Below are 25,355 nucleotides of genomic sequence, written 5' to 3' on the forward strand. Positions count from 1 at the left end.
CTCAGATGCATCCGGAGGTTGCGGCGGTGCTGCGTCAGGCCGGTCGCCTTCAGGAGTTGATGGACCGGCAGCTGCACAAAATGGCCAGTGAGTCATTCACCGCGGCAGACGAATCCGAGACCGTCGAAGTCACCCTGAACGGGCACCACCATGTGGTCGACGTATTCATCGCCGACGGCACCCTGCGCCTGGGTGCCGGCACGGTGGAGCAACGCCTGAACGAAGCCCTGCTCAACGCAACCGCCGAGGCCGCGGAATCGATTGCCGCCGATCAGGATCGGCTCAACGAGGCGGTCGCCGAGATCACCCGGATGGCGCCCTAGAAGCGCAGGTTGCGCAGCAGGTCGTAGACCCCGGCGATCCACAGCAACAGCGGGATCACCGCGGCGATCGATGCGCCGTCGAGGAGTTCGAAGATCCGTTTGGTGACCGGTGAAAGCCGGTTGACGTTATCGGTGCCGGCGACGGTGATCAAGGTGACGACGGCAATCAGCAGGTAGAGGGCCAGCACCAACCAGGCGCGGTCCGGATACCACTGACACAACCGCACCGCCACCCCGGTCGGGACGGCGACGGACACGGCCATCAACGCCCAGGCGCACCACCGTTCGGCGTACAGCCGGGACCGGAATCCGCAGATCACCGTCACCAGCGCGGCCACGATCATGCTGTGGACGAAGAAGTGCCCCTCGACCACGACGGTGACGGCACCGGTTGCCAGCACCACGGCGCCCGCCGTCAGGAAGCCGATCAGCAGTTGTTTGGACAGCCGGCTGCGCTCGGTCAACCTCGCGGCCGAGTCCGGCACCGACGCGATGATCGCCTGCCAGGTGGGGGATTCCTCGTCGGCGATATCGGGCCGCGAGATCGGGTCCAGCAGTTCGTCGTTGGTGACCGCTTCGCCGGGCGCCGGTATCGGAGGAAGGGCGATGCGTGCGACCGCGACGGTGAGTTTGGCGGCGTTGGTCACCACGATCAGACCGAAGGCGATGGCACCGGCCGGCACCCATTCCTGACCGCCGTACCCGTAGGCCACGGCCGCCGCGGTGATGGCGATCATGAGTACCGCGGAGAACGACGCCACGCTGGCCCGTTTTCGTGGTCCCCCTCGGGTGGACAGGGTGAACAACAACGTCAGAGCGGCCGCCGCGGCCAGTTGCGGGGCGCCGAGTCCGTCGGCTTCCCGTGGCAGCGGTACCGCCAGGGCCGCGGCCGCGGCCAGCGGCGGCAGCGCTGCGAGGGTGAGGCTCTCGGCGAGGTCGAGATTCTGGTAGCGGTTCTGGGACAGCATCGCGGCACCCAGCAGTCCCAGGCCCAGTACCGCGAGCGCGACCGCCCACCACCACGACCGGCCGGATTGGGCCCAGGCCACCATGGCGGTGACGGTGCCGATGGTCGATACCGTCGGGATGGCCAGTCCGACGAACCTGTTCAGCGCGGTCCGGTCGAATTCCGGGGACTCGTCGAGCACCGCGATGGCGTCGATGACATCTTCCACCAGCGGCCGGTATCGCTCGGTACGGCTCACCGAGACCAGGGTCAACAGCGCACCATCGACGACTCCCGCGTCATCCAGTGATTCGCTGGCCTTCAGCGGCGGTGCGCCCGGGCGGGCGAACGCCCAGACTCCCTGTGCCTTGAAGTCGAAGCCTGCCAACACATCCGCGGGTGCCTCATCGAGCAATTCCGCCAGCACCGACACCGTCTCGTCGATATAGGTATCGATCGGCGCGGACGCCGGCAACACCAGGTCGGTCATCCGGCGCCCGGTCAGGATGGTGACCCGGGTGGTCGATGGCCGGCCCGGGGTGACCGCGGAGGGCCCCGAGGACCCCTGCGGCGGAGCGGCGGCGGTCAACGGCGTTCGAGGCGGTCGAAGTCGTCGGACAACGAGGCCGCCAACTCCAGGATGCGCCGTTGGAAGGTCTTGCTCAGCAGGTCCAACTGGATCTCGGTGCCCGCGGCGATGTGCTTGTCCCACGGCAGCACCACCACGCGCCCGGGGGCGACGTGACGCTCGAACTGCTGCACGAGGTCCTCGACGTCGATGTTGGTCTTGCCCGGGGTGACATGGTTGATCACCACGCAGGAGCGGCCGAGAAGATCCTGATAGCCGTTCTGGCGCAACCAGTCCATCGTCACCGCGGCTTGACGCGCCCCGTCGATGGAGGCGCTCGCCACGATGACCATTCCCGACACCGTGGACAGCACCCCACGCGAGGACGGGGTGAACAGACCCGCGCCGCAGTCGGCCAGCACCAGGTTGTAGTACCGCGACACCACCCCGACGGCGGCCTTCCAGTCGTCATCGTTGAATTCGCGCCGGGCGGCGCTGTACTCCTCGGAGGACAGCACTTCGAGGTTCGCCGCATTCATGCTGGTGTAGGCACGGATATCGTTGTATCGCGACAGTTCCTTGTCCGACAACAGGTCCGACACGGTGGCCGCGGACTGCCTGCCGGCACGGTCGGCGAGGTTTCCGCCGTCCGGATCGGCGTCGATGGCCAGGATCCGGTCCCCGCGGACCCGGCTCAACGCCGAGCCGAGCGCCACCGTGACAGCGGTCTTGCCGACGCCGCCCTTCAGGCCGAACACGCCGATCTGGTAGGAGTCCCTGGCGTTTCTGCGAACCCGGGCCTGCAGATCCATCTCGTAGATCTCGTCCGGTGACGGTCCCATGTTGATCCGGGTCAACAGGTAGAGCCAGTGCCGCCAGCCGCGCTGCGAGGGCATCTTCACCGCGGAGCGCACACCGACATGTGACAACGCGTCGATGGCCCGGTGGTTGCCGATGGTCGCCGCCGACGTCGGAGCGGGCTGCCCGGCCACGACCGGCGCGGCCGCCTGGGGCCAGGCAGCCTCGGGCACCTCCTGGAAGTGCTGGCTGGGAGCCGGCGCCGGGGCCGAGCGCGGCTGCGGCGCGGGTGCGGCGTACTGCTGCTCGAAGCGGGCACCGGCGGCCGGATTCGTCTGCGGGGTACGCAACATCCCGTTCTGGACCCGCTGCGGGCCGGTCGACGTGGCCGCCGGGATCTGGCTGGTGATCTCGCTCGCGCGCGGCGGCGGTGCCGTCGAGCTCTGCGTCGGCGCGATCGGCATGGGCGGGGCGGCGTGCTCTGCGGCGAAACCCGCTCCGCCTGCGCCCGAACCGGGTGCACTGACCGGCATCGGGGTGGCGCCCGCGGGCGACACACCGCTTTCGCGGTGCGCGGCGGCATCCTCGTCGGCCGCGTCGGCGGCACCGGAGGAATGGAAGAGCCGGTCATAGTCGGCCGACATGGCTACCTCTCAACATGATTCGGACCAGAAACGCGCGGGTGGGCGGACATGCCAAAGGCTAGTCCGCCCACCCAACGTCGCGTGGTACTAGGCGAACATCCCGGTGACACCGTGTTCGGTCTGCAGCATGGACGATCCCGCTTCGCTGATCGTCTGCGCAAGGTTCTGCAGCGCGGCGTTCAACTCGGCCGACGTGCTGTCCCAACGCATCTGCACGGCCTGGTAGGACTCCGAACCGGAGCCGCCCCACACCGAGGCCAGCGAGGCCAGCGACGCCTTGCCCTCGTCGAGCAGTCCCTGGGTCACACCCACCGCACCGTTGATCTCGCCCGCGGCGCCTTCGATCCCACCGAATTCCCAAACCTGATTGGTCATGTGTCAGCTCCTTGTAAAAGTTGGTCGAGGTCAGATGTTCATTGCCGATGACAGGTTGGCGGCCTGGTCATCGTCGGCCGTGGTGTACTGCATGCCGGAGGTCTGGATGTTCGAGGAGATGTCGTTGAGCTCCTGAACCTGTCGCGCCGCGGCCTCGTGGAAGCGCAGCAGTGCGGCCTGAGCCGCGGTGCCGGCCTGGCCCACCATCTGCGCGGACAATGCGCCGCCGGTCGCCTCGACCTGAGAGATGACGGTCTTCAACTCGCCGGAGATGCTTTCGAAGTTGGCTGCCTCCTTGGCGAGGACAGCGGCATCTGTATTCATCTGTGCCATGCTCGGTACTCTTTCTGTTTTCCTGTGTCCTCACCACGGGTGGCGAGTCTTCCAGCCCCCTCGGCCGGGAAGTCCTGTGTTACTTGATGATTCACCAGTCGTCATCGTCTTCTTCGTCCTCGCCCAGGTCGTGGGCCAACTGCGACGGTGCCGCTAGGCTCGCCCTGTTGCCACCGCGCTTGCCCGCGTTGCCCGTCGCCCCCATCGGGCCGCCACCGCCGGCACCCGCCCCCACCGGGGCCAGACCGGTACCGGCTCCGCCGGCCGCGGCTCCGGTCGGCACAGCGGCCGCCGACGGTTGGGCGACCAGGCTGTTCATCAGCGGCGTGCTCGCCAGCGTGCCGCCCGCCCCGGGTAGTGAGGCCGCCCGCACCAGGCCGGCACCCGCCGCCGGGCCGGTGCCGCCGGCCAGCGGATGATTCGAGAACGGGCTGGCACCCATCAGTCCGAACTGCGCGCCGTTGTTGCCCATCTGACCGAACATGGAGCTGACCTGCTGCAGCGGCGCGGTCAGCTGCTGAATCGGCTGGGTGACGGTCTGCATCATCTGTTGGGGTGCCTGCATCGCCATGGATCCCAGTTGCGACCCGAGTTGCATGCCCATCTGCGCGCCCTGCTGCACGCCGTTCATCAGCTGCTCCGGCTCACCCTGAGCCTGCTGCGCGGTGTTCTCCGCCTTGCGGGTCTGGCTCTGCGCCGCCACTGACGCTTGGTTGGCCTGGGCAGCGGCGCGGCCCGCATGCAGAGCCGCCGACTCGACGGTGGCCTGCGCTGTGACGTGCGCGAACGCGGTCTCCCGCAGCACCGAACCGGGCAACGTGGCCGCCAACCGTCCGGTCGCTGCGCCCAGCGCGGCTTCGCCGACACCGGGCATCACGATGGGTTTCAGCGGCGGGATCGGCTCGAACACGGTGTTGGCCGCGGTTTCGGCCTGATATCCGTGCATCGCGCCGGCGGCCTGGGTCCACATTCGCACGAAGTAGTCGAACTCGTTGATCCCGATCGGGACCGCATTCACCCCGAGGAAGTTGGTGGCCTCCAGCACCGCGTGGGTGACATGGTTCATCTCGATCTCGACCAGCGGTGGCGTGACCGCCATGGCAAGCAGATAGGAGTTCGCCTGCGCGATCGCCTGCATCGCCCGCTTCTGCGCCTGCAACGCGCTGGTCCGAAGCCACACCACCATCGGCATGGTCGCCTGCACCGCGCGTTCACTGGCCCCGCCCTGCCACGAACCTGCCAGCGAGGCCAGGCTCGCGGACAACTCCTCCGCCTGGGTCTCCATGGCGATGGCCAGCATCTCCCACGCCGCAGCAGCCTGATACATCGGCGCTGCACCGGCACCCGCCATCAGGCGGCCGGTGTTGACCTCGGGGGGCAGTGCCGCATAAATCATCGGCACAATTGCGGGTACCGTCGTCATAGTTTGCTGGCTCGGTCTTGTCGCGGGCGGTCAGCCGGTTTCGGTCAGGAAAGCGTGGCGGCGGCTTCGCCGTCCACCGCCGTGTAGATCCCGGTCGCCTCCAGATATGCGGCGCCGGCACGCGCCAACTCCTGCTGGGCGTAGGCGTTGAGTGCGGCCATCTGCATGCTCTCGCTGGCGAACGCCATCACAGCCTGCACCGATACCTCTTCGGCGCCGGCCGGCAACAAAGCCGCCGCCTCGGCGGTCGCCGCGGTACCGGTTGCCAGACCGCGGGAACCTTCGGCGATCACCTGGCCGCCGATACCCAGAACCGCGGGGTTGTGTTGCAAAGGTTGCATGTCCCGTTCCTCCTCACAGATTCCAAAAGTCCTGGAAAAAGCTCATATAGAGGGGGACGCAGCTGTTGCTCCGTCGCATCAGAATCGTTCCCCCGACCCGTTTGCTAGCGCATAGCCGTCAATTTTGCTGAGCGGCTCAGATTCCATAGTAACCGCGGTTTGGGGGTGCTCCGCACACTTATTCTGCGGGGGGGTCGATATAGGCCGCCTGGACCACCTCCTGGCCCTCGGGTGACACCAAAAGTGCCTGGCCAGGAGGCCTGCGCTTCAGTTTGAACTGGCTTGTCGGGAACTCGGTCTTCTCCCCCGACAGGAACAGCGTCGGGGAACCCGCACCGAACGCGGCGCCGACGAACTTGTCCATGGTGGCCCGGTGCGCCTGGCTCATCTGGCAGGTCACCACGATGTGCAGGCCGATATCCGCCGACGCCGGCAGCAGCGGCGCCAGCGGGGCCATGGGCGGCACCATTCCGCTGGCCGCCACGATCATGTGCCAGTCGTCGACGAGCAACACCACATCGGGTCCGGACCACCAGGACCTGGCCCGGAGCTGGGCGGTGGTCAGGTCGGGCGGTGGCAGTCGCTTCTTGAGGTTGACCGCCAGCGCCTTGATCGACTCCTCCAGCGAGGTGCTGTTGCGATTGACCGCACCGGCGTCGAGCAGATGGCTCTGCGGTACCGCGTCCAGCAGGCCGGACCGGTAGTCGGCGAGCATGAACCGCACCTGGCTCGGATCGTTACGCGCGCAGATCGCCTGCGCGACGGCATGCGCGATGGTGGTCTTGCCCGACTTGGGTGCCCCGAAGATCAGCACGTGCGGGGTGGCCTGCATATCGCTGAACGCCACCGACAGGTCGGATTCGCGGATCCCCAGCGGGACGGTCCACCTGGTGCGGTAGTCCGAGTCCGGTCCCGGCGGCGCCGGGTCGAGTTCGTGCAGGTAGATCCGCTCGGGCAGCACCCGGACCCGGGGGGCCTCCTCGGTGTGCAGGCCGGCGATGTGGTCCACCGCCGCGGTGATGGCCGGCACGATGTCCGCCGCGCTGTGCACCCCGTCCAGGCGCGGCACGCCGATCATCAGGTGGTGCTTTTCCATCGAGATGGCCCGCCCCGGCCGGTTCGCCGGGATATCGCGGGTCATCCGGTCGATCTGGGTCTCGTTGACGTCACCGAGGCGGAACTCCACCTTGGTGCCCAAGTAGTCACGGACCCGCGATTTCAGTTCGGTCCAGCGCGGCGTCGAGATGATCGTGTGCACCCCGAAGGCCAGGCCCTGACCGGCCAGGTCCTGCACCACGGCCTCGAGATCGGGGAACTCGGACACGAACGCAGGCCACCCGTCGATCACCAGGAACACGTCACCGAACGGGTCGGCCGATGCCGGATGGTTCGGGTCGTCGCGCATCTGCCGGTACGCGGCGATCGACCCGGCCCGGTACTGCTTGAACATCGCTTCGCGATGGCGCAGAACGGCTTTCATCTCGGCGACCGCACGATTCACCCGGTCGGGCTCCGAACGGGTCGCCACCCCGCCGACATGCGGCAGGTCCTCCAGGTACATCAACCCGCCACCGCCCAGATCGATGCAATAGAACTGCACCTGACGGGGTGTGTGGGTGGCAGCGGCCGAAAGGATGAGCGTCTGCAGGAACGTCGACTTGCCCGTCTGCGGGGCACCGCCGACGGCGATGTTGCCGGCCGCCGCGGACACGTCGATACCCCAGACCTCCTGGCGGTGCCGACGCGGCTCGTCCATGATCCCGAGCCCGAAACGCAGCGGCTGCCGCTGATCTCGTTGCACCAGTTCGTCCACCGGTGTCGGATCGGTCAGCGGCGGCAGCCACATCTTGTAGGCGCGTTCCTCGCCGGTCGCCAGCTGGCCCAGTACCACCTCGCGCAGCACACGGGGTTCGGATTCGGTGCTGGTCACGACGTCACCCCCGAGGTGTCCATCATCGGCGCCGCGGTGAACGGCTGAATCCTGACCCTGCTGGGAGTCTGCACCCGCGGAGCCACCACACCGTCGGCGGTGATGGCCGATGCCGGCACGTAGTTGGTGCCGGTGTAGACGCTGCGGAACTTCACCGGGTCCTCCATACCGACCCGCAGGAAGCCCACGCCACTTTCCTTATTGGTGATGTACTGCGCCTCCGGTGTACCGATGACCGCCTTCGATTCCGCGGAGCTGGTGGTGCGCAGCGCAATTCGATAGGTCAGGTTCGGCTCGAGCTTGTCGATGCGCACCCCGCCGGTGTTGAGTGACTGGGTGGCCAGCAGCAGATGCACCCGCAGCGACCGCCCCACCCGGCAGATGCGGTCGAACAACGCGATGAAGTCCGGATGGTTCTGCAGCAGTTCGGCGAACTCGTCGACCACCACGAACAGGGTGGGCAGCGGGGCCAGATCCGCCCCGCGTTCCCGGTGCTTCTCGTACTCGGCCACCCCGGACAGCGCACCCGCCGCGCCGACCTGCATACCGGCCTGGCGCAGGATGGACTGCCGCCGGTCCAGTTCACCGGTGAGCACCTCGCCCATCCGGTTCACCAACTCGGCTTCCTCCTCCATGTTGGTGACCACCGCCGCGGTATGCGGCAGCTTCTCCATGCCGAGGAAGGTGGAACCACCCTTGAAGTCGGTGAGCAGCAGATTCACCTGATCCGGGTGGTGGGTGGCCGCCAGCGAAAGAATGAGCGTGCGAAGGAATTCCGACTTTCCGGAGCCGGTGGTCCCGATCAGCATGCCGTGCGGCCCGGCACCGAATTCGGCGCCCTCCTTGATGTCGAGGTGCATGATGTCCCCGGTCTTGAGCTCGTGGCCGAACGGGATCTTCAGCCGATCCCGGTCGGTGTCGCTGAACATCCGCCAGCGCGAGGGCGTCACCTCCTCGACGGTCTGTGCACCGACCAGTTGATGCCACTCGGTGGCGACCTTCTTCTGCACCCGGGTGCTCTTGTCGATGATGGTCCCGGTGATCGACCACCCGGCCAGCTTGCGAGCCACCCGCCCGGCCTGCGACGGGGTCATCCGATCGGCGGCGTTGACCACCAACCGGAAGGTCTGGTTGGGCAGCCGATCATCGGCACTGCCGTCGGCGTCGAGTCGGATCCGGTAGGCCGACCCGCGATGGTTTCCCAGCGTGATCACCGTGACACCGGCCCGCCCGTCGACCGGGAAGCCGGCCTTCCCGCCGGTGAGATCGATGACGACGACGTAGGGACCGCTGGGTGCGGCGTCTGCGGTGTGCGGTCCGCGGGCGGTGAGATCGGACAGCCCGTCGGGCCGGGTGAACACCAGCCGGGTCGGCCCGGCGGCGTCGGTATCGGTCTGATGCTGAACGTGCGGAAGCCATTTCAGCCAAGTCCAGTTCGGGTCCTCCGGGTTGTCGGTGAGCACCCGGATCTGCATCAGGTCCGGCGGGTGGAACACCGCCAGGTGGCAGATCATCGCGGTCAGCAGTTCCGCCGCGCGTTCGGCGTCGCCTCCGATGGCGATGGTCGGAAAGGTCCTCAGCTGCACCAGCTTCGGGCAGTCATGAATCAGACCGTGGGTGCGCAGGAACTTGATGAGCCACATGTGGCTGACGGGTTCCAGATGCGGCTGCGGGGCACCCGACGGGCCGGAAAGCTCCCCTCCCACCGCCGGTTTGAGCAACCGGTCCACCGCGGGCTCCGCACCGATCCCGATCCGGGTGGCCGCGAAGAAGTCGGCATTGGCCTGGCGCGACCACTGCCGGTTGGTGCCGATGATCGACAACAAATCCTCGGGATGCGGCGCGTGATAATTGAAGAATGTCACCTGCGCCGCAGCCGACGTCGTCACCCGGGTCCGCAGGCCCGCCAGGTAACGCAGGTATTCCTTACGGTCGGCGTTGATCTCGGGCACCCGCTTGCCACCCGGACCGCCGCCGGCCATGAAACCCACGGTCGCCATGATCATCATCAGCGGCATCATCAGCATGTACGGCGACAGTTGCCGGATGCCGGTGAAGATCATGATGGCGATCATCCCGAGCATGCCGCCGCCCATCACCCACGGCAACGCCTTTTGGATCCCGGACGGCGGGATGTCGATCCCGAGGTCATCGGGCGGGGTGATGTTGATCTCGCCCGGCGTGAGCCGCGGGCCTCGCTTGATGATGGGGGTGAATTTCTTCGTCGTCATCCGCCGGCTCCTTCGGGGGGCAACGGGGAACCCGGCGCTTGCGCGGGCAGCCCGGCGGCCGGCGCACCCGGCGCGGCGGGCGCCGGTGCCCCGGGTGCGGCCATCTGGTTGTTCCCGGGGGCATCGACCTTGCGCGGGTTGGGATCCGGGGGCAGCGTGTCATGTTCGAGCAGCGCAGCCTGTTTGGTCAGGACCGGGCCGTCGACCAGCAGACTGACCACCTGCCAGGGCGCGGTCTGCGGTCCGCTGAGGCCCAGGGCGGCCGCGGTGTCCTCGTTCGGCAGCCCATAGCGCACGCCCTGCGGGTCGATGTAGTACAGGCTCTCCCCGTAGCGCGGGTCCGGTGACTGCAAGCGGATGAACTGACCGCCCTCGATGAACACCGTGGCGTCACCGGCGATCTGGTCGATACCACTGTTGAGCCGCGACGGCGGGACCGGCAGGTGGCGTCCGCTGATGATGGTCTGGCGCGGTGCCTGATCGCCCGGCTCCCGCTGCCAGGACCAGCACAGCGTCGGCGCGTCATGGCGCAACCGGATGTCCATCGGCTGGTCGGGCAGCGGCGAGACGAACACCTGCTCGGGGATGGCGGCGACGTCGCTGGCCTCCACCGACGGGGAGGTGATGAGTCCGAAGGAGTTGGTGGCCCGCAGCGCGGCGGCCGTGGTGCCGTTCACCTTGGCCACCCCGTCCGGTAGCACCACATAGCGCTGTTCGGTGTTGTCGGTGATGGTCTTGAAGACCGACCCGATCACCAGGTTCGGTGGCAGACCGACGGTATTCGGGGCGCCCGCCGAGGGGACCGCGGGCAGCTGCCACGGCCCGACATTGGGAAGAGCGTTGAACAGGCCCGCCGAGATCGGCGTCGCCTTGGCCGTGACCGGGATGCCGACCGCCGATGTGATGGCCCGATCGGCGAGATCGATGGCATGCCGTCCGTCATCGGTCACCAGCCATGTGCGGCCTTGATAGGAGACCAGCACGCCCTGGCTCGGTTTCATCGGTCCCACCGATGCATCCACCGACAGTGGCATCACCAACACCGACGTCTCGACCTCGGGAGCCACGCTGTCCGGCTTGATCACCGTGTCGCAGAGCGACCACGAGGAGGTCGGCGCCCCGACCGGGGTGGCGTACGGCGCACCCGGGATGCCGATCGGTTGACCCTTGGCCATTCGGTTGAGCTCCTCGGACTTGACCGCCGACGGGTTCGCGGCATTGCCGAGCACCAGCCGCGCCGAGGTCAGGTTGTACACCGGCCGCAGGTCATCGGAGCCGGGAACGAGCACGTAGAGCTGATTGGTGGTGCGATCGACCAGCAGCGTGTCCGCACCGCGCTTACCCAGCGGTTTGAAATAGGCGAGCAGCGCCGCCCCGATGCAGACGATGACGGCGATGACGACGCCGGCCATCACCGCACGGCTGTAGAACTGCAGCGGGTCGTCGAACATCCGGGTGTCGCGCCGGACGATGGCGTGTTCCACCCGGCGCAGCAGGAAGCGCCAGCCGCTGACCTGAACCTTCGTGGTTAACCGGAAGCCTGCCATCGCTACTCGCTGATGTTCAGCCGGCCGTGCACCGCGGCGATCGCGGCACCCATGTCCTCGCCGCTGATCTCGCTGAGCTGCGTGACGTCGAGGCTTTCGATGTCCAACGACCGGGCCAGCCGCATATCGCGGCTCTGCTCACCGGCTTCCACGAGCTGGCGGGCGTACCGGCCGTTTCCGGCGATGTCGAGCGCGGGCTTACCGTTGAGCGACCGGTCGTGCAGCAGTGTGGCGGCGTCGAGCACGCGTTTGGCCGCCTCGTCGCTCAGCAATGAATCATTGGCTTCGGCAATCACTTTGGCGATCTCGACGATGTCCTGCGCCGAATAGGAGTCGAACTCGACCCGCGTAGAAAAGCGCGATCGCAGGCCGTCGTTGGTCTCCAGCAGCCGGTCGATGTCGGCGCTGTAGCCGGCGATGATCACCACCAGCCGGTCGCGGTCGTTCTCCATCCTGGCCAGCAAGGTGTCCAGTGCCTCGGTGCCGAACGGATCGGCCCGCCCGTCGCGCTCCTGCACCAGCGTGTACGCCTCGTCGATGAACAGCACTCCCCCGACCGCACGGTCGATGGTGCGTGAGGTCTTGACCGAGGACTGGCCCTCGTACTCGGCCACGAAGTCCTTGCGGGAGGTCTCCACCAGCTTCGGCTCGGCGATCACCCCGAGCCCGGCCAGGATGTTGGCCACCACCCGGGCGATCGTGGTCTTCCCGGTGCCGGGCGGGCCGGTGAAGATCATGTGCTTGGACTGCTGGGCCACCTTCATGCCGCGCGCCGCCCGGACCTTAGCCATCTGCGTTGCGGCGCGGTACTTCTCGATCTGCTCCTTGACCCTGCTGAGGCCGATCTGGCGGTCCAGCTCGGCCTGGGCATCGGCGAGCAACTTCTCCCGGCCGGAGGTGTCGGCCTGCACGCTTCCCGGATCCCACGGGTCGGTCCGGGCGGCGATCTTCTCCGCGGTCGTGGTGGCCAGCCGGTAGGACGGGTCCTTCAGCGCGGCAGACACCTTCGGTGACGGATGGGTGGCCTGCAGCCATTCCAGCAGCGCCATCGCGGCGTCCTCGTTGCCCTGGCTGCGCCGGGCCATCGCCAGGTACCAGGCGATGGCCGGCGCGCATGCCTCCCCGGCCGGGGACGAGTTCGATTCGGTGAGCCGACGCTCGGCCTCGGTGAACAATCCGAGGTTGGTGACCGCCACCCCGTGCGCCACACCTGCTGCCGCGCCGAGGAACTTGTCGGGCCAGCCGGCCGCCGCGCGCACCTCGTCGATCACGTCGGTCCAGCGTTCGGCCGCGCCGTAGACGACCGCCTTGATCCAGGACACCAGGTATTCGGCACCCATTGCCGGGGCGTCGTCGAGCGCCTCCATGGCATCGGCGAAGTTGCCCTCGGCGGCTTCGCGCACCGCGAACGCCATGGTGATCGCCAACGGCGAGTTCACCGGGTAGGTGATGTCGCCGTACAACCCGCCGATCGGGATGCGGGCGCCCAGGCTGTTCATCGAGATCTCGGCGGCACCGGCCAGCTGGCCGAAGTTGTTCCGCGAGAACCACGCCCGGAACAGCGTGGCGCGGTCGGTGTCCCCGCAGCGCAACCGGCCCACCCAGGCGTCGCAGGCGCTCTCGTCGGCGGAGGTGATGTCGGTGAACAACTCCAGTGCTCGAGCCGGCGCCGTCGGCAGCATGCCGACGGCGGTGCCGAACAGGCTTGCCAGATGTTCAGTCATGGTCACCTTGATACCGGGTCGCGAAAACCTCTGCCTGCGCGGCATCGGCATCCTCCGGGGACGGCAGGCCGACGCTGCGGCTCAGGAAGTCCCGGGTGTCGACGCCGTCGTGGCCGTGATCCTGCATGCCCTCGAGCATGTACGAGAACTGCGCGGCCCTGGCCCGCTGGGTCGCCAATCCGGCGATCACCACGATCTCGGCGGCCAACTGGTCTTCGGCGACCTCAGTCGCTTGCGGGGAGAGCTCGATGCGCTGCACCCGCCCGTCGAAGAGCGCCGAAACGGTGACCGTCCCGGGGGGATTGGTGACGGTGAACACCGGTTCGGTGGCATCTCCGGTGTCGGCGGACGGCGCGTAGACGTCGAACGCGTCGAGGCCGGAGCCACCGTCGTCCTCGAGATGGGGCGCCCCGAAATCGAAGGCGTCCAGGCCTGGGGCGTCATCGTCGTACGGCGGGTTGACCATCGCAGCCCTAGTCGCCGTCATAGTAGTAATCGGAGTCGGATTTGGCGTCGAACCAGGCCCCGGCGGGCAGGAACGTCATCAGTTCGTCGAGAGCGCGCTGCAGGTTGTCCTGGCTGCCGGGCAGGAAGCTGCCGAACAGCTCCCCGTTGACCTTGCGCGGTATGGACACGATGCGGCCCGACGGGGAGTCGAGCACCCCGGCCGCCACATCGGCCTGGGTGTAGGTGCCCCCGGAGTGGCGTTCGGTCGCGGTGATCTCCACCCAACTGCTCGGATTCGCTGTCGCCTCGGCGTAGATACGCGCCGAGGCCGGGGCGATGCCGAACTGCGCCAGCTGATTCGGCGACCGCGATTCCGCGAGCCGACTCGACACGCCGGTCATCGGCTCGACATCGGCGGGCTCGGCGACACCCATGACCGCGGTCACCATCCCGGCCAGACCGACCTGCGGTGCCACCCGCTGCAGCACCAGCAGATCACCGTCGCGGGCGGCGATGACGTGGCGATCACCTTTGCGGCAGACCACGAAGCGGACCATCTTCCCGCCCACATCGCGGCGCCACCAGCGTCCCTCGAGCATGCGATCCGAGCGCGACAACGAGTCGGCCATGGCCGCGACCTCGGGATGGGGCCGGCCGTGGATGTCGAGGACTCCCTGGTTGGTGAGGTCGTCGGCGACCTTCTCCCACACCTTGTCGCGTAACTCCGGCTGCGGGATGTTGGGCCGGATACCCAGCGAGGGCGGGAACTCTTCGAGACCGAGCCGGTCCGCGATGACCAGCATGCCGTCGATGGTCACCTCGACGGCGATCACGTCGTCATAGTGCGTGGGTTCGCCGTGCCCGGCGAAGGAGCTGGTCATCGGTCAGATCTCCCGGTTCGCGTCGCTCGGCGCGAGGAGTCGATCCGCGAGGTGGCCGGTGTGGCGAACGTGGTGTGACCGAATGTGGTGTGACATGGTGCTCCTCCCCCTGCTGTCAATCGTCGCCTCGTGGCTGCCGGCGCGGGCCGATTCTCCGGATATTCCGTCGAGGCGGTTGGATTCACCGTGTCCACCCCCTTCACCTCTCACACCAATTGCCGGCCCGCCTCGGCGAGCCGGCTGCCGTCACCGAATCCCTTCCCCTTGCATCGACCCTAACAGCGCCGAACCCCCCTTCGATGCACCAATTTTCTGCCCCCACCAGGGGCAATCGCCGCAGGCTGCGGTGCGTACCGGCGCGGCTGCACCGGGTGCCTCAGCCGCGGTGGTTGATACTGGTGACGGCTGGTGAACAGACTCGATGACAGCCCAGGAGGAGGCCCGCGGTGAGCGACCGCGATGACGCACTGCGCCGTGAGCTCGGATGGACGGGCCCGATGGAGTCCGATTGCGAGCCCGGCGCGGACACCGGCCCCATCCCGGCACAGCGGCCCGCAGCGCCGCCGGCACACCGCCCGGCGCCGGCGCGGCCCCCGATCCCGGGGCCACCGCCATCCCGGCCGCCCGGTCCGGGCCAGCCGTACCCTCCACCACCGTGGCCCGGGCATCCCGGTGGCCAGCAGCCGGCGGGCCCGCCGGCGTCGTATGCCGACCGCATCCCGGTCCACGAGTTGGTGCCGGTCCAGCGGACCCCGCCCGGCCGGGGCTGGCGGCGGTGGTTGTTCCAGGCGTCCTTCGGTCGGATCAATCTGGGCCCGTCGCCCGACGAGCTGCGCCAGGCCGCGTTGGAGGCGACCATTCGCGGCGTGCTGCGCGGGCACTACAAGATCGGCGTTCTCGGTAAGGGTGGGGTCGGAAAGACCACGGTATCGGCCAGTGTGGGTTCGGTTTTCGCCGAACTTCGCCAGGACGACCGGGTGGTGGCCATCGATGCGGACACCGCCTTCGGCAAGCTCGGCAGCCGGGTGGATCCGCGGGCCGTCGGGTCCTATTGGGAGCTGGCCTCCGACCAGCACCTGGAGACGTTCGCCGATATCCGAAGCCGGGTGGGTAACAACGCCGCCGGTCTGTTCGTGCTGGCCGGGGAGGGCTCACCGGCACGCCGACGGGTGCTAGACCCCGCGATCTACCGGGAGGCCACCGCCCGGCTGGACCGGTACTTCAGCATCTCGATCGTCGACTGCAGCTCCACCATGGACAGCCCGGTCACCCAGGAGGTGTTACGTGACCTCGACGCGTTGATCGTGGTGTCCTCGCCGTGGGTCGACGGCGCCGCGGCAGCCGGGCAGACGATGGACTGGCTGGCCAACCGCGGACTGACCAGCCTGTTGCAACGCACCGTCGTGGTGCTCAACGACTCCGACGGGCACGCCGACAAGCGCACCCGCGGCATCCTGGCCCAGCAGTTCTCCGGCCAGGGTCAGACGGTGGTCGAGGTGCCCTTCGACGGTCAGCTGCGCCCGGGTGGGGTGATCGCCGGGACCCGGGTGATGTCGGCACCGACCCGGCGCAAGTTCCTGGAGATCGCCGCCGCGCTGGCCGCGCATTTCCCGGTCGGCGACGACCGCAGCCGGGAGCGCTTCTGAACGGCGTTCAGCGCCAGTCGATCTGAGCGATCAACTGTTCGACGGCGGCGCCGTCGGCGGCCGATACCGGCTGCTCGGACTCGGCCAGCAGGATGACGTCCTCGCTGACACCGGCCGCCTGGGCGGTTTCGGCGACGGTCAGGTTGGCGCGCCGTCGGGTGGCGTAGAGCCGCTGGCCGAGTGTCGCGGTGGGGGCAGCCGCGGCGCGCATCGTCAGTTCGTCGATGCGGGTCCGCACGGTGCTCAACGCCCGGATGAGTTCGGGGGTCACCTGGATGCGCGCGGCTCGGGTGGCTACCCCCTCCAGCTGACGTAGGTCACTCAGGATGGCACTGGCGCGCGCGGTGAACTCCGGCTCGGTGACCTCGGGCAGGGCATCGATCGTCGAAGCGAATGTGTTGACGGCGACGACGACCGCCTGGGCGATCAGCGGGACCTCGCCGGCGGGCCCGGGTGCGGGGGGACTGGCGGGCCGGCGGGGGACGGCAGCGGCTTCGGGTTCGCCGCGCCGGATGCGCTCGATGGTGCCCGGCGGCCACTGCAGCACGGACTCGAGTTTCGTCCGGGTGGCCTGCCGCGGCCAGCTGCGCCCCTTCTCGAACGCGATGAGGGCACCGGCGTTGATCACACCGTCGGCAGCGAGGCTGCGCTGGCTGACATTGAGCTCGCGGCGACGGGCCGCTGCCGCCGCTCCCGCGCGCACCATGCCGGGGTCGTCACCGGGTGCGGCTTCAACCACGGCACGTCCCTCCTGGCGGTCAGTTGTGACCCGCTGATGGTAACCAAACCTGGAGCACTGCTATGGCTTGGGGCGCGTGCCCGTTTCGGACGAGCACGGAGAACCGGAACAATGCAACAGTCGAACCGTAGCAGTACGGCTGGTCTATGCACCGGCATATCGACATTTCAGGGGGCGTTTCCAGTGCGATCGGGCCAGAAGAACCTCAAGCAGCAGTCCGCGCGTCTCCATCAAACTGTTGCATCGCTACGGTTTGTGCTCTAGATTCGTCTCCACCGCGGCGGTCGAGCCGCCACCGTACGAGGAGACACACCATGAATGCACTGGGCGTGGACGGACTGCCGGTCGGTGAATGCACCCGCAATCCCGACCTGTGGACCAACACCGAAGACGAGCAGGCCAAGGCGATCTGCCGGACGTGTCCGCGGCGCTGGGCATGTGCGCGGGAGGCCTGCGAGCTGCCCCGCGCGGAGGGGATCTGGGCCGGCATCGCCATCCCCGAAGGCGGCCGCGGCCGGACCTTCGCGTTGCGCCAACTGCGCTCGCTGGCTGAGCGCAACGGGTATCCGGTGCGCATGCGCCGACTCTGGCTGGAATCCGCCTGAAACCTGCCGCTCCCGCCGCCGTTGTTTGAGGGGCCGGCGGCGGGAGTGGCACCTGACCGCCGGAGCGGATCAGACCTTCGCGATGAAGTCCGAGGTGTAGACCTCGGCAGGCTGCTGCGAGAACGCCGACGGGCGCTCCACCGATGCCCACACCCCGGTGGTGTCGGCATCGATCGGGGTGGTGATGGTGACGTAGGCGGCACCCGCACCGTCGGTGCGCACCCGCACCGGAGCGACGGCGCAGTCCGCCGAACCGCGCGGCATCTGGAAGACCTTGACGTAATAGTCGGTGTCGGGCAGCGCGGTCTGCAACTGCACATCGAGCGCGACCGAATCGGCGGTGGCCGGGTGCACGAACGCGACCGCACGCGCGTACCCGGTGCGCCAGGTGTGCTCGGCCACGCTGTAATCGCAGGCCCGCAGGATGCTGGTCATCGGCATGACCGACGATCCGGCCGGCGCCGCCCAGGCCGTGGCGGGACTGGCTGCCACCGCCACCAACGCCGCAAGCAGCACCTTTGCGCCCCGACGCGCCATGTCTGACCAACCCTTCGAAAAGTTACTCGTCAGTATGATTTTAGCTTCCTGAGCGTCAATTTTGACGGCCGCGCAGGGTGATGGTGGTCACCGTCGCCAGCGGTGGAATACCCGGACGCGACGGCCCGTTGAGATGTCCGACGGTGCCGGGTCATGCCCCGGGTACCACTGAGAGAAACCGTCGCTTCGTGCGACCACTTGCCGAGAGGCGTCATGCCCGGCACCGTCCCCCGGCTACCATCGACACGGTGAGCAACGCCGATCCCGCGCCCGACGAAGTCGACTGTCGCGCATCGCGATTCGCCGGTGTCCTGCAGGCGCGCGAGGTACCGCTCGGCGGCCCCCGCGCCATGCGGGTGCGGCGCACCCTGCCGGCCAGGCAACGCTCCATGATCGGCGCCTGGTGCTTCGCCGACCATTACGGCCCCCACGATGTCGCCGATGCGGCCGGGATGGATGTGCCTCCGCACCCGCATACCGGATTGCAAACGGTGAGTTGGCTTTTCCAGGGCGAGATCGAGCACCGCGACAGTGCGGGCGTGCACGCGATGGTGCGCCCCGGCGAGCTCAACCTGATGACCGCCGGCGCCGGGATCTGCCACTCCGAGGTGTCGACTCCGGCCGCCACCACCCTGCACGGGGTGCAGCTGTGGGTCGCCCTGCCCGACTCCGATCGCCATACCGGCCGCGACTTCGCCCACCACGTCCCCGAGCCCGCCGCCGTCGACGCAGCCACGTTGCGGGTGTTTCTCGGTGAACTGGCCGGCAGCCGTTCACCGGTGCGGACCTTCACCCCGCTGCTCGGCGCGCAGGTCGACATCCACCCGCGCGCGACCCTGCGGGTGGATGTCGACCCGGCCTTCGAGCACGGCATCCTGCTCGACGACGGCGACGTCGAGGTGGGCGGCACCGTGCTGCAGCGCGCCGATCTGGCCTACCAGTCGCCCGGCTGGGATCGGTTGGAGATCGTCAACCGCGGCGCCGCACCGGCCCGGCTCATCCTGCTGGGCGGGCCGCCGTTCCCCGAATCCCTGCTGATGTGGTGGAACTTCGTCGGCCGCAGCCACGACGAAATCGCCGAGTACCGCGCGCAATGGCAGGCCGGTGACGACAGATTCGGCGCGGTCACCGGATACCGCGGTGCGGTCCCCCGACTCCCTGCCCCGGGACTGCCCAACGCTAGGCTCAAACCTCGTGAGCGCTGACCAGAGTGCGGCCGTGGTGACCCCCGGCGAGACCCGGTTCACCATCGCGCTGGACGGCCGGCAGGTGGGATTGATCGACTTCCACGACCGTGACGGCGTGCGGGTGTTCACCCATACCGAGATCGATCCGGCGTTCGGCGGTCGCGGGCTGGGCACCCAGCTGGTGTCGGAGACCGTCGCCGCCACCCGCGCCGCCGGCCTGACCATCGAGTCCTACTGCTCGATGGTCACCCAGTACCTCGCCAAGCACCCCGAGCCCCGGGAGTGACGCCGTACTACACCGTCGACGGCGACGCCTTCATCCCCACCGACATTGCGCGGGGCCCGTGGGGCGCGACCATCAGCGGCAACATCCTGGGCGGCCTGCTCGGCTTCGTCATCGACCGAGATTTCGGTGACCCCGAGCTACAACCGGCCCGACTGACCGTCGACCTGTTCCGGCCGGCCGCGCTGGCGGCGTTGACCGTCCGCACCGAGGTGATCCGCGCCGGGCGCCGGATCAAAGTCGTTGACGCCCATGCCGTTCAGGACGGCGTGCTGGTGGCCAGGGCCAGCGTGGTGCTGCTGCGCCGCGGGCCGGAGGCGCCGGTGGGGATCTGGACCTCGCCCGTCGAAATCCCCGACCCGCCCGATCACCTGCCCGGCGACGCACCGATGCGGTTGGTGGCCCACGGTGCGGGTGCCAGTGCGGACCTGACCGCCTGGCGGCACACCGGACCCAAACACATCTGGGTGCACAACGCCGCCCCGCTGGTCGAGGGCCAGCCGATGACACCGTTCACCCGGGCCGCGATGGCCGGGGACGTGGTCAGCTCGCTCACCCATTTCGGGCCCGACGGGTTGCTCTATATCAATGCCGACTACACCCTGACGCTCAGCCGCTTGCCCGAGAGCGACGAGATCGGGCTCAGCGCGCTGACGCACTACAGCGATGCGGGTGTGGCGACCGGGACCGCAACCTTGTTCGACCGGTCCGGGCCCATCGGCAGCGGTGTGGCCACCGCGTTACTGAGCCCCGGATTCGCCCCGCCCGATCACTGATTCAGGTACTGCGCGGTACTGCCGCCGACCGGCATCGCCGGCATCCCGAGTTTGCGGTGATCCCAACTGCGCCGCCGGGTTTCGCGCACCCGGACGCAGATCCGGTTGTTCATCATCTGATCGACGAACGGTTTCATGTCCTCGGAGTAGGGCCCGGTGTAGCGCTCCCACACGCTGATCCCGACTCGCAGATTGGTCTCCGGGTCGTCGATGATCTCGGCGGTGCCGTCGATCGAGACACCGCGCAGCGTGTCGTAGGTCAGGCCGTCCTCGATCATCACGGTGATGGTCGGGTCGCGGCGCAGGTTGACCGCCTTCTGCGACTTGGCCTTGGTCTCGAACCAGATGTCGCCGTCGAGGACGGCGTACCACATGGCCACCAGATGGGGCCGGCCGCTGGGCAGCACCGTGGCCATGGTGGCGGTGCGGCTGCGGTCGATGAACTCGGTGATCTCGTCATCGGCCATCACGATCGTGGCGCGCTGATTGGTTCCCATTGTCAATCCTTATCAGGCAGGCGCGGCGGTGAGCATCACCGGGCCGCCGTGAGTGCGTCGGCGGCCGTCCCGAACATCGTCGTCTTGATCGCACCGAGCGTGCCCGGGTCCTTACCGGCCAGCGGCCGCAACAGCTCCAACGCATCGGCGGTGACCGCGTCCTCGGTGGCGACGGCGTCCACGATCCCGTAGGCCTGCGCGTCCGGCCCGCCGAATCGCCGGCCGGTGGTCATCGACGCGACCGCCGCCTGCGCTGTCAGTTTCGCCTGAATGAGGGCCGCCATGCCGGGGGTGAACGGAATTCGGATATCGGCCTCCGGGAAGCAGAAATAGCCACGGTCGGTGCGCATCACCCGGAAGTCGTGGGCGGTGGCGAGCATGGCGCCGGCCCCGAAGGCGTGCCCGTTGATGGCCGCCACCGACGGGACCGGCAGGGTGAGCACCCGGGCCAGCAGCGACTGCACCTGCCCGACGTACCACTGGGTCTGGTCGGCGTGCGCGGCCAGCCAGTCCAGATCCAGGCCGTTGGTGTAGAACTTCCCGGTCGCCGTGGTGACCAGGCCGGTCGCCCCGTCGGCCAGCACCCGATCGAGCAGCGTGTGCACGGTCTCCAGGAATTCCGGGGTGAAACGGTTCTCGTCATCGCCGAGGTTCAGGACGGCGATACCGTCCACGGTCTGCAGGGTCGGGGTCATCGGTGGCGTTCCTTTCGAGGGGGTGGTCCGGTCTCCAGTACTGCCCGCACGGCGGCGCCCAGTTGTGCGCGGGCGGTCGGGTCGTGCAGCCGGTCGCGGCTGAGCAGGATCGCGGTCGGCAGCTCGACGATGCAGGTGGTGATGGTGTCGACCGCCGCGGCGTCCCGGCGTCCCCACAGCCGCTCGGCGAGTGCCACCATCACCTGCACGAGGTGGTTGTCGAGGCCTTTCAGTTCGACGCCGAGCTGCTCGGAGAGCTGCGGGCCCAGGATCTCCTCGCGGCGCACGGTGAGCACCAGACGAGCCGATCCCGGATGCTGTTCGGCGAATGTCGCCGGCGCCTGCGCGGCGGCGACCACTGCGGCCACCCCGGCCTCGGCGCCGGACGCGGCGCTGACAGCCTCGCGCTGCACGGCCAGGAATCGGGTGGCGGCCCGCAGCCAGGCGCGGGCCATGAGGTCCGGTCGTGACGAGAAGTGGTGGTACAGGGCGCCGTTGGAGACACCCGCCGCCGACGCGACCGCCCGCACGGTCACCGCGGCGGGACCACCGGCCGCGACCAGACTCTCGACGGCGTCGAGCACCGTGTCCAGGTCGTACACGCGCGGGCGGGGCACCCCGCGACTATAACAGAGCAAACGCTCGGTTATAACGAGCCGGTACGCGCCCGGATTCCGCACCGGCTAGCCTTCGATACATGAGCGCAGGCCTGTTCGCCCTCCTCGACGATGTCGCCGTCCTGGCCCGCCTGGCCGCCGCATCGATCGACGACATCGGTGCCGCGGCGGGCAAGGCCACCGTAAAGGCGGCCGGCGTCGTCATCGACGACACCGCCGTCACACCGCAATATGTGCACGGCATCACCGCGTCCCGCGAGCTGCCGATGATCAAACGCATCGCCATCGGCTCCTTGCGCAACAAGCTGCTGTTCATCCTGCCTGCGGCGCTGCTGCTCAGCGTGTTCGCGCCGTGGGCGCTGCCGTATCTGCTCATGGCGGGGGCGACGTTCCTGTGCTTCGAGGGCGCCGAGAAGGTCTGGGGCTGGATCTCCGGGAGTGACGCGCACGCGGCACCGGCGGCCGTGGTCGGCGAAGACGCCGAGAAGACCCTCACCTCGGGTGCCATCCGCACCGACTTCATCCTGTCCGCCGAGATCATGGTGATCGCGCTCAACGAGGTCGCCGATCAGACGTTCTGGTTGCGCCTGGCCAGCCTGATCGTCGTCGCCATCGTCATCACCGCGGCGGTGTACGGCGTCGTCGCCCTGATCGTGAAGATGGACGACGCCGGATTGGCTCTGGCGCAACGGTCGTCGGCCTTCGCCCAGAAGCTCGGCCGCGGCCTGGTCGCCGCCATGCCCAAGGTGCTCTCGGCGCTGTCGATCATCGGTACCGTGGCGATGCTGTGGGTGGGCGGGCACATCCTGTTGGCGCAGAGTTACGCGGCGGGGCTGCGGCCGCCCTACGACCTCGTGCACGACGCCGAACACTGGGTGTCGCACGCCGTCGGCGTGGCCCAGGGCGGCGTCGGGTGGCTGGTGAACACCGGCATCTCGGCGGTCACCGGGCTGGTGATCGGCGCCCTCGTCGCGGCGATCGTGCACGTACTGCCGTTCGGCAAAAAGGGCCACTGACCACATCCAGGCCGGCCCCCGCGGGGACCGGCCTGGAATGAGGGCTGCAGTTAGAACAGATCCGCGTTGGCGACCTTGGTCCACGCCGCGACGAAGTCCTCGACGAACTTCTGCTGCGCGTCATCCTCGGCGTACACCTCGGCCAGCGCCCGCAGCTGGGAGTTCGATCCGAACAGCAGATCGACCCGGCTCGCGGTGTACTTCGTCGCACCGCTGCTGCGATCGGTGCCGACGTAGGTGCCGTCGTCAGCCGGCGACGGTCCCCACTTGGTGCCCATGTCCAGCAGATTGACGAAGAAATCGTTGCTCAGCTGTCCCGGTTTGTCGGTGAACACACCCAACTCGGTGCCGCCGTAGTTGGTGCCCAGGACCCGCAGGCCGCCGACGAGCGCGGTCATCTCCGGGGCCGACAGGCCCAGCAGGTTGGCCCGGTCGATCAGCTGGTACTCGGCGGGCAGCGACAGACCCTTGCCGACGTAGTTGCGGAATCCGTCGGCCTGGGGCTCCAGGTAGGCGAACGATTCGACATCGGTCTGCTCCTGGGTGGCGTCGCCGCGACCCGAGGTGAACGGCACCGGCACATCGAAGCCGGCGTCCTTGATCGCCTTCTCCAGACCCACGACGCCACCGAGGACGACGAGGTCGGCGAAGGACACCGCGACACCCGCGGAACCCTGGATCTCTTCCAGCTTGGCGATCACCTGGGTCAGCTCGTCGGTCTCGTTGGCCTCCCAACCGATCTGGGGCTGCAGGCGGATCCGGCCGCCGTTGGCACCACCGCGCATATCGCTGTCGCGGTAGGAGGACGCGGCCTTCCACGCCGTCGAAACCAGCTGTGCAACAGTCAGACCCGAGTTGGCGATGGCGGTCTTCAGCGTCGCGACGTCGGCGTCGGACAGCGGCGTGCCGGCGGGCACGATGTCCTGCCAGAGCCAGGTCTCCTTCGGCACCAACGGTCCGAGGTAGCGTTCCACCGGGCCCATGTCGCGGTGCAGCAGCTTGAACCAGGCCTTGGCGAACTCCTCGGCCAGCTCCTCCGGGTGATCCAGCCAGCGCCGGGTGATCTTCTCGAAGCCCGGGTCCATCCGCATGGACAGGTCGGTGGTCAGCATGCCGGGATGGGTCCGGCCGCTGCCCTGCGCCATCGGCACCGAGTTGGCCCAGCCGTTGTCCTTGGGCCGCCACTGGTGCGCACCGGCGGGGCTCTGGAACAGTTCCCACTCGTTGCCGTAGAGGATCTCCAGGAAGCTGTTGTCCCACTTGGTCGGGGTGTGCGTCCAGGTGACCTCGAGGCCGGAGCTGACGGTGTCGTTGCCGACCCCGGAGTTGGCCCAGCCCAGACCCTGCATCTCCAGCGAAGCGGCCTCCGGCTCGGGACCGTTCTCCACCGTGGTGGCGCCGTGGGTCTTGCCGAAGGTGTGGCCGCCGACGATCAGCGCAGCGGTTTCGACATCGTTCATCGCCATCCGACCGAATGTCTCACGAATATCGGTGGCAGCCGCCAGCGGATCCGGATTGCCTTCGGGGCCTTCGGGGTTGACGTAGATCAGACCCATATGGCTGGCGCCCAGCGGGTTCTCCAGCTTGGTGCGGTCGCCGTTGGCGCCGGCGTAGCGTTCCTGGCTGCCCAGCCATTCGTGCTCGGCGCCCCAGTAGACATCCTCCTCGGGCTCCCAGTAGTCCGGGCGACCGAACGCGAAACCGGCGGTCTTGAAGCCCATCTTCTCCAGGGCGCGGTTGCCCGCGAAGACCAGCAGATCCGACCAGGACAGCTGCTTGCCGTACTTCTTCTTCACCGGCCACAGCAGGCGGCGGGCCTTGTCCAGGCTGACGTTGTCGGGCCAGCTGTTCAGCGGGGCGAAGCGCTGCATGCCCTTACCGCCGCCGCCGCGACCGTCGACCACCCGGTAGGTGCCGGCGGCATGCCAGGTCATCCGGATGAAGAACGGGCCGTAGTGCCCGAAGTCCGCGGGCCACCAGTCCTGCGAGTCGGTCATCACCGCATCGACGTCGGCCGTGAGCGCATCGACATCCAGGCTCTGCACGGCCTCCCGGTAATCGAAGCCGGGATGAGGGTTGATGGCCGGCGGATCCTTCTGCAGGATCTTGAGGTTGACCGCGTTCGGCCACCAGTCGCGGTTGCTGCCGCCCTCGACGGGCGGCTTGATCAGCATCGGACACTGGGCCTCGGTCGGCTCGGTCTGCGCCTCACCGATCGGGGGACTTGTCTCAGGCACTTGTGGATC

At 68.3% G+C, this 25,355-nt stretch carries 25 protein-coding genes; 7 read left to right on the plus strand and 18 right to left on the minus strand.

The features are described 5' to 3' along the window. Positions 1 to 5 precede the first annotated feature (5 nt). Complete coding sequence (locus tag A7U43_RS02385) at positions 6 to 323, plus strand: YbaB/EbfC family nucleoid-associated protein (protein ID WP_068001724.1); 318 nt, start codon at positions 6 to 8, stop codon at positions 321 to 323. On the opposite strand, the gene eccD is transcribed toward A7U43_RS02385, so the two are convergent. From eccD to A7U43_RS02445, 12 genes are all read right to left on the minus strand, one after another. After that, positions 320 to 1,858, minus strand: a complete 1,539-nt coding sequence (gene eccD, locus A7U43_RS02390) for a type VII secretion integral membrane protein EccD (protein ID WP_067990631.1) — start codon at positions 1,856 to 1,858, stop codon at positions 320 to 322. The two genes, A7U43_RS02385 and eccD, sit on opposite strands and share 4 nt — an antisense overlap. Continuing rightward, complete coding sequence (locus tag A7U43_RS02395) at positions 1,855 to 3,279, minus strand: MinD/ParA family ATP-binding protein (protein ID WP_067990636.1); 1,425 nt, start codon at positions 3,277 to 3,279, stop codon at positions 1,855 to 1,857. Before A7U43_RS02395 ends, eccD begins: the two co-directional genes overlap by 4 nt. 87 nt (positions 3,280 to 3,366) lie before the next feature. Beyond that, positions 3,367 to 3,654 carry a WXG100 family type VII secretion target gene (locus tag A7U43_RS02400; protein WP_067990639.1) on the minus strand — a complete coding sequence of 96 codons (288 nt, stop codon included), beginning with the start codon at positions 3,652 to 3,654 and terminating at the stop codon, positions 3,367 to 3,369. Positions 3,655 to 3,684: 30 nt separating this feature from the next. Next, positions 3,685 to 3,987, minus strand: coding sequence for a WXG100 family type VII secretion target (locus A7U43_RS02405; protein ID WP_067990641.1), 303 nt, complete (start codon positions 3,985 to 3,987; stop codon positions 3,685 to 3,687). Between the two features lie 91 nt (positions 3,988 to 4,078). Further along, positions 4,079 to 5,410 (minus strand): PPE family protein, encoded by a 1,332-nt coding sequence (locus A7U43_RS02410; RefSeq protein WP_231963500.1) that lies wholly within the window; start codon positions 5,408 to 5,410, stop codon positions 4,079 to 4,081. Between the two features lie 44 nt (positions 5,411 to 5,454). Further along, positions 5,455 to 5,751 carry a PE domain-containing protein gene (locus tag A7U43_RS02415; RefSeq protein ID WP_067990650.1) on the minus strand — a complete coding sequence of 99 codons (297 nt, stop codon included), beginning with the start codon at positions 5,749 to 5,751 and terminating at the stop codon, positions 5,455 to 5,457. A 178-nt stretch (positions 5,752 to 5,929) separates the two neighbouring features. After that, positions 5,930 to 7,681, minus strand: coding sequence for a type VII secretion protein EccCb (eccCb, locus tag A7U43_RS02420; RefSeq protein ID WP_067990654.1), 1,752 nt, complete (start codon positions 7,679 to 7,681; stop codon positions 5,930 to 5,932). Then, entirely contained in the window at positions 7,678 to 9,912 is a 2,235-nt protein-coding gene (eccCa, locus tag A7U43_RS02425; protein WP_067990656.1) for a type VII secretion protein EccCa, read from the minus strand. The genes eccCb and eccCa overlap by 4 nt, the downstream gene beginning before the upstream one ends. Then, a complete protein-coding gene (gene eccB / locus A7U43_RS02430) occupies positions 9,909 to 11,459 on the minus strand; it encodes a type VII secretion protein EccB (protein WP_067990659.1) in 1,551 nt (516 codons plus the stop codon). The genes eccCa and eccB overlap by 4 nt, the downstream gene beginning before the upstream one ends. Positions 11,460 to 11,461: 2 nt before the next feature. Further along, positions 11,462 to 13,183 carry a type VII secretion AAA-ATPase EccA gene (eccA, locus tag A7U43_RS02435; RefSeq protein ID WP_067990663.1) on the minus strand — a complete coding sequence of 574 codons (1,722 nt, stop codon included), beginning with the start codon at positions 13,181 to 13,183 and terminating at the stop codon, positions 11,462 to 11,464. Continuing rightward, positions 13,176 to 13,670: a hypothetical protein gene (locus A7U43_RS02440; protein ID WP_269465786.1), complete on the minus strand. Its 495-nt coding sequence runs from the start codon at positions 13,668 to 13,670 to the stop codon at positions 13,176 to 13,178. The genes eccA and A7U43_RS02440 overlap by 8 nt, the downstream gene beginning before the upstream one ends. After that, the gene (locus tag A7U43_RS02445; protein WP_067990669.1) at positions 13,657 to 14,511 is read right to left on the minus strand and encodes an ESX secretion-associated protein EspG; all 855 of its coding nucleotides are present in this window, start codon (positions 14,509 to 14,511) and stop codon (positions 13,657 to 13,659) included. Before A7U43_RS02445 ends, A7U43_RS02440 begins: the two co-directional genes overlap by 14 nt. Before the next feature lie 446 nt (positions 14,512 to 14,957). Here A7U43_RS02445 and A7U43_RS02450 point away from each other — a divergent pair, with 446 nt between their 5' ends. Next, complete coding sequence (locus A7U43_RS02450) at positions 14,958 to 16,157, plus strand: MinD/ParA family ATP-binding protein (protein WP_067990671.1); 1,200 nt, start codon at positions 14,958 to 14,960, stop codon at positions 16,155 to 16,157. Between the two features lie 7 nt (positions 16,158 to 16,164). Here the strand turns inward: A7U43_RS02450 and A7U43_RS02455 are convergent, their stop codons facing one another. Continuing rightward, positions 16,165 to 16,863: a hypothetical protein gene (locus A7U43_RS02455; protein WP_068001726.1), complete on the minus strand. Its 699-nt coding sequence runs from the start codon at positions 16,861 to 16,863 to the stop codon at positions 16,165 to 16,167. Between the two features lie 347 nt (positions 16,864 to 17,210). Between A7U43_RS02455 and A7U43_RS02460 the strand changes: the two genes are divergently transcribed. Continuing rightward, positions 17,211 to 17,501, plus strand: coding sequence for a WhiB family transcriptional regulator (locus tag A7U43_RS02460; RefSeq protein WP_067990674.1), 291 nt, complete (start codon positions 17,211 to 17,213; stop codon positions 17,499 to 17,501). Positions 17,502 to 17,570: 69 nt separating this feature from the next. Here the strand turns inward: A7U43_RS02460 and A7U43_RS02465 are convergent, their stop codons facing one another. Then, positions 17,571 to 18,038, minus strand: a complete 468-nt coding sequence (locus A7U43_RS02465; protein WP_067990677.1) for a hypothetical protein — start codon at positions 18,036 to 18,038, stop codon at positions 17,571 to 17,573. Positions 18,039 to 18,286: 248 nt separating this feature from the next. Here A7U43_RS02465 and A7U43_RS02470 point away from each other — a divergent pair, with 248 nt between their 5' ends. Genes A7U43_RS02470 through A7U43_RS02480 form a run of 3 tightly spaced genes read left to right on the plus strand, consistent with a single transcriptional unit; the run spans position 18,287 to position 20,284 of the window. Further along, the gene (locus tag A7U43_RS02470) at positions 18,287 to 19,243 is read left to right on the plus strand and encodes a pirin family protein (protein WP_067990680.1); all 957 of its coding nucleotides are present in this window, start codon (positions 18,287 to 18,289) and stop codon (positions 19,241 to 19,243) included. Further along, positions 19,233 to 19,511, plus strand: coding sequence for a GNAT family N-acetyltransferase (locus A7U43_RS02475; protein WP_067990683.1), 279 nt, complete (start codon positions 19,233 to 19,235; stop codon positions 19,509 to 19,511). The genes A7U43_RS02470 and A7U43_RS02475 overlap by 11 nt, the downstream gene beginning before the upstream one ends. Continuing rightward, positions 19,508 to 20,284, plus strand: coding sequence for a thioesterase family protein (locus A7U43_RS02480; protein WP_067990686.1), 777 nt, complete (start codon positions 19,508 to 19,510; stop codon positions 20,282 to 20,284). Before A7U43_RS02475 ends, A7U43_RS02480 begins: the two co-directional genes overlap by 4 nt. Here the strand turns inward: A7U43_RS02480 and A7U43_RS02485 are convergent. The 3 genes from A7U43_RS02485 to A7U43_RS02495 are packed head-to-tail and all read right to left on the minus strand — an operon-like array spanning position 20,278 to position 22,093. Further along, positions 20,278 to 20,781: a pyridoxamine 5'-phosphate oxidase family protein gene (locus tag A7U43_RS02485; RefSeq protein ID WP_067990699.1), complete on the minus strand. Its 504-nt coding sequence runs from the start codon at positions 20,779 to 20,781 to the stop codon at positions 20,278 to 20,280. The two genes, A7U43_RS02480 and A7U43_RS02485, sit on opposite strands and share 7 nt — an antisense overlap. 35 nt (positions 20,782 to 20,816) lie before the next feature. Next, on the minus strand, positions 20,817 to 21,476 hold the full coding sequence (locus tag A7U43_RS02490; RefSeq protein ID WP_067990703.1) for an enoyl-CoA hydratase-related protein: 660 nt from the start codon (positions 21,474 to 21,476) through the stop codon (positions 20,817 to 20,819). After that, positions 21,473 to 22,093, minus strand: coding sequence for a TetR/AcrR family transcriptional regulator (locus tag A7U43_RS02495; RefSeq protein WP_067990707.1), 621 nt, complete (start codon positions 22,091 to 22,093; stop codon positions 21,473 to 21,475). Before A7U43_RS02495 ends, A7U43_RS02490 begins: the two co-directional genes overlap by 4 nt. Positions 22,094 to 22,173: 80 nt before the next feature. On the opposite strand from A7U43_RS02495, the gene A7U43_RS02500 reads away from it, so the two are divergent. Beyond that, positions 22,174 to 23,109, plus strand: coding sequence for a DUF808 domain-containing protein (locus tag A7U43_RS02500; RefSeq protein ID WP_067990715.1), 936 nt, complete (start codon positions 22,174 to 22,176; stop codon positions 23,107 to 23,109). Positions 23,110 to 23,159: 50 nt separating this feature from the next. Here A7U43_RS02500 and katG read toward each other — a convergent pair whose 3' ends face one another. Beyond that, a complete protein-coding gene (gene katG, locus A7U43_RS02505) occupies positions 23,160 to 25,346 on the minus strand; it encodes a catalase/peroxidase HPI (protein WP_067990717.1) in 2,187 nt (728 codons plus the stop codon). Positions 25,347 to 25,355 lie beyond the last annotated feature (9 nt).

Source organism: Mycobacterium adipatum (assembly GCF_001644575.1).
Classification (GTDB): Bacteria; Actinomycetota; Actinomycetes; order Mycobacteriales; family Mycobacteriaceae; genus Mycobacterium; species Mycobacterium adipatum.

Bases quoted from the DNA above. Each gene is read 5' to 3' on its own strand.
- A7U43_RS02385 (WP_068001724.1), top strand. From the start codon at position 6: ATGCATCCGGAGGTTGCGGCGGTGCTGCGTCAGGCCGGTCGCCTTCAG.
- A7U43_RS02395 (WP_067990636.1), bottom strand. From the start codon at position 3,279: ATGTCGGCCGACTATGACCGGCTCTTCCATTCCTCCGGTGCCGCCGAC.
- A7U43_RS02400 (WP_067990639.1), bottom strand. From the start codon at position 3,654: ATGACCAATCAGGTTTGGGAATTCGGTGGGATCGAAGGCGCCGCGGGC.
- A7U43_RS02405 (WP_067990641.1), bottom strand. From the start codon at position 3,987: ATGGCACAGATGAATACAGATGCCGCTGTCCTCGCCAAGGAGGCAGCC.
- A7U43_RS02410 (WP_231963500.1), bottom strand. From the start codon at position 5,410: ATGACGACGGTACCCGCAATTGTGCCGATGATTTATGCGGCACTGCCC.
- A7U43_RS02415 (WP_067990650.1), bottom strand. From the start codon at position 5,751: ATGCAACCTTTGCAACACAACCCCGCGGTTCTGGGTATCGGCGGCCAG.
- eccCa (WP_067990656.1), bottom strand. From the start codon at position 9,912: ATGACGACGAAGAAATTCACCCCCATCATCAAGCGAGGCCCGCGGCTC.
- eccB (WP_067990659.1), bottom strand. From the start codon at position 11,459: ATGGCAGGCTTCCGGTTAACCACGAAGGTTCAGGTCAGCGGCTGGCGC.
- eccA (WP_067990663.1), bottom strand. From the start codon at position 13,183: ATGACTGAACATCTGGCAAGCCTGTTCGGCACCGCCGTCGGCATGCTG.
- A7U43_RS02440 (WP_269465786.1), bottom strand. From the start codon at position 13,670: ATGACGGCGACTAGGGCTGCGATGGTCAACCCGCCGTACGACGATGAC.
- A7U43_RS02445 (WP_067990669.1), bottom strand. From the start codon at position 14,511: ATGACCAGCTCCTTCGCCGGGCACGGCGAACCCACGCACTATGACGAC.
- A7U43_RS02455 (WP_068001726.1), bottom strand. From the start codon at position 16,863: ATGGTGCGCGCGGGAGCGGCGGCAGCGGCCCGTCGCCGCGAGCTCAAT.
- A7U43_RS02460 (WP_067990674.1), top strand. From the start codon at position 17,211: ATGAATGCACTGGGCGTGGACGGACTGCCGGTCGGTGAATGCACCCGC.
- A7U43_RS02465 (WP_067990677.1), bottom strand. From the start codon at position 18,038: ATGGCGCGTCGGGGCGCAAAGGTGCTGCTTGCGGCGTTGGTGGCGGTG.
- A7U43_RS02485 (WP_067990699.1), bottom strand. From the start codon at position 20,781: ATGGGAACCAATCAGCGCGCCACGATCGTGATGGCCGATGACGAGATC.
- A7U43_RS02490 (WP_067990703.1), bottom strand. From the start codon at position 21,476: ATGACCCCGACCCTGCAGACCGTGGACGGTATCGCCGTCCTGAACCTC.
- A7U43_RS02500 (WP_067990715.1), top strand. From the start codon at position 22,174: ATGAGCGCAGGCCTGTTCGCCCTCCTCGACGATGTCGCCGTCCTGGCC.